Genomic DNA, 2,513 nt, shown 5'->3' with positions numbered 1-2,513 from the left:
CCCGTCCCCCTCCGGCCCCAGCCCGACAGCGGCCCCAGCCTATGCATGGGGAGACGTGAAGCCAGTGCCCTGGCAGGCGTCGTCTGCCCGTCAAGGAGCGGCGTCATGGAGGCGCCACCGCCTGCTCGAAGAGCTCGGGGGAGCGTGCCGGACCTCGACGGCGTCCTGGCCGTGGCTCGGGCCGGTCTTCGGGAAGGACGCCCACCTCCGCGGTCCGGGGCCGCCGGCCTCGGAACCCCGTCAGACGCCGGCGGCCGTCGCGTTCGCCCGCGCACCGAGGACGGTCGCCGCCGCTCCCACCAGACCGGCGTCCGTGCCCATCTGGGCCGGGGCGACCGTCAGGCGTCGGACGAAGGAGAGCGTGGCGTAGTCGGTCAGGGCCTTGCGGAGGGGAGCGAGGAGGACGTCGCCCGCCTTGCCCACGCCTCCGCCGATCACCGCGATGTCGATCTCGACCAGGGTCGCGGTGGCGGCGATGCCCGCGGCCAGGGCACGGGCGGCGCGTTCGAAGGAGGCCACGGCGACCGGGTCGCCGGCCCGGGCGGCGGCGGCCACCGCGGCGGCCGAGGTGTCGCCGTCGGGGCCCGGCCGCCAGCCGCCCGCCAGCGCGCGGCGGGCGATGTTCGGGCCGCTCGCGATGCGCTCCACGCAGCCGCGCGAGCCGCACGGGCACGGGTCGCCGTCGAGGTCCACGCTGATGTGGCCGATGTGGCCGGCGTTGCCGGTCGGGCCGGGGTGCAGCCGGCCGTCGAGCACCAGGCCGCCGCCCACGCCGGTGGAGACCACCATGCACAGCGCGTTGTCGTGACCGCGGGCGGCGCCCTGCCAGTGCTCGGCCGCCGTGATGGCCACGCCGTCGCCGATCAGCCGCACCGGCAGCCCGCCGACGGCGGCGCGGGCCCGCTCGACCAGCGGATAGCCGCGCCAGCCGGGCACGTTCACGGGACTGACGGTGCCCGCGGAGGCGTCCACCGGGCCCGCGCTGCCGATGCCCAGCGCCGCGGCACGCCCCCACAGCGGCGACGCGGCCAGTTCGCCGAGCACCTCCTCCACGGCCCGCATGACGGTGTCGCCGTCCTCCTGCGCGGGCGTCGCGCGCTGCGCGCGCACCAGGATGCTGCCGTGGCCGTCCACCAGCGCTCCGGCGATCTTGGTGCCGCCGATGTCCAGCGCGGCCACGAGGTCGGTGTGCATCAGAGTCGAATCTCCCCGTCAACCATGAGAAAACCAAGAGGTGGGCGCAGCCCGGTCTCGCGGTGGGGGACGCCGGCCGGAGTGTGCGGTGCACAGTCTCTCGCGCGCCTGACAACGTTGTCCAGGCTCTATGCTCGACGATGCCACATCCTCATACGAACCCATGGCCCGCCGCATCCCCGCGGACGACAGGACAGGACGCCGCACCGTGCCAGAGACCGCCCGCCGAGCAGACCGCCCCGCGCCCCGTTACGGCAACCGTCCGACGATGAAGGACGTGGCGGCACGCGCCGGGGTCGGCCTGAAGACCGTCTCCCGCGTGGTCAACGGCGAGCCCGGCGTCACCCCGGACACCGAGCGGCGCGTCCAGGAGGCCATCGAGGCCCTCGGTTTCCGGCGCAACGACAGCGCGCGGGTGCTGCGCAAGGGCCGTACGGCGAGCATCGGGCTGGTCCTGGAGGACCTCGCCGACCCGTTCTACGGCCCGCTCAGCCGCGCGGTGGAGGAGGTCGCCCGCGCGCACGGCGCCCTGCTCATCAACGGCTCCAGCGCGGAGGACCCCGAGCGCGAGCAGGAGCTGGCGCTGGCGCTGTGCGCCCGGCGGGTGGACGGGCTGGTCGTCATCCCGGCCGGCGACGACCACCGGTATCTGGAGCCGGAGATCAAGGCGGGCGTCGCCACCGTGTTCGTGGACCGCCCGGCCGGGCACATCGACGCCGACGTCGTGCTGTCGGACAACTTCGGCGGCGCCCGCGACGGCGTCGCCCATCTGATCGCCCACGGCCACCGCCGGATCGGCTTCATCGGCGACATGCCGCGCATCCACACGGCCGCCGAGCGCCTGCGCGGCTACCGGGCGGCGATGGAGGACGCGGGGATACCGGTCGAGGAGTCCTGGATGTCGCTGGGCGCCACCGATCCCGAGCGGGTGCGCCGGGCCGCCGAGGCGATGCTGTCCGGGCCCGACCCGGTCACCGCGGTCTTCTCGGCCAACAACCGGGTGACCGTCACCGTGATCCGCGTCCTGGCCGAGCAGCCGCGCCGGGCCGCCCTCGTCGGCTTCGACGACATCGAACTGGCCGACCTGCTCCAGCCGGGCGTCACCGTCGTCGCCCAGGACGCCGCCGCCCTCGGCCGCACGGCCGCCGAACGCCTCTTCCGCCAGCTGGACGGCACCCTCCTCGCCCCGGAGCGCATCGAACTCCCGACCCGGCTGGTCACCCGCGGCTCGGGCGAGCTGCCGCCGGCGGAGTGACCCCTACGAGGCGGAGGCGGTGGGGTTCCCGCGCCGCGGGTGACCAGCCGGGTCGGGAGTTCGA

At 75.4% G+C, this 2,513-nt stretch carries 2 protein-coding genes; one reads left to right on the top strand and one right to left on the bottom strand.

The window, feature by feature from the left end:
- Positions 1-240 precede the first annotated feature (240 nt).
- Positions 241-1,194 (bottom strand): ROK family protein, encoded by a 954-nt coding sequence (locus C1I97_RS35325; RefSeq protein WP_111007036.1) that lies wholly within the window; start codon positions 1,192-1,194, stop codon positions 241-243.
- Positions 1,195-1,402: 208 nt separating this feature from the next.
- Here C1I97_RS35325 and C1I97_RS35320 point away from each other — a divergent pair, with 208 nt between their 5' ends.
- Positions 1,403-2,449 carry a LacI family DNA-binding transcriptional regulator gene (locus tag C1I97_RS35320; protein WP_111007035.1) on the top strand — a complete coding sequence of 349 codons (1,047 nt, stop codon included), beginning with the start codon at positions 1,403-1,405 and terminating at the stop codon, positions 2,447-2,449.
- The last annotated feature ends 64 nt before the right edge of the window (positions 2,450-2,513 follow it).

The sequence above is a fragment of the Streptomyces sp. NTH33 genome (assembly GCF_003236365.1).
GTDB lineage: Bacteria > Actinomycetota > Actinomycetes > Streptomycetales > Streptomycetaceae > Streptomyces.
The sequence above is the reverse complement of the archived record's forward strand: the minus strand, read 5'-3'. Positions and strand labels throughout refer to the sequence as shown.

Coding starts and splice junctions, on each gene's coding strand:
- C1I97_RS35325 (WP_111007036.1), bottom strand. CDS start 1,194: ATGCACACCGACCTCGTGGCCGCGCTGGACATCGGCGGCACCAAGATC.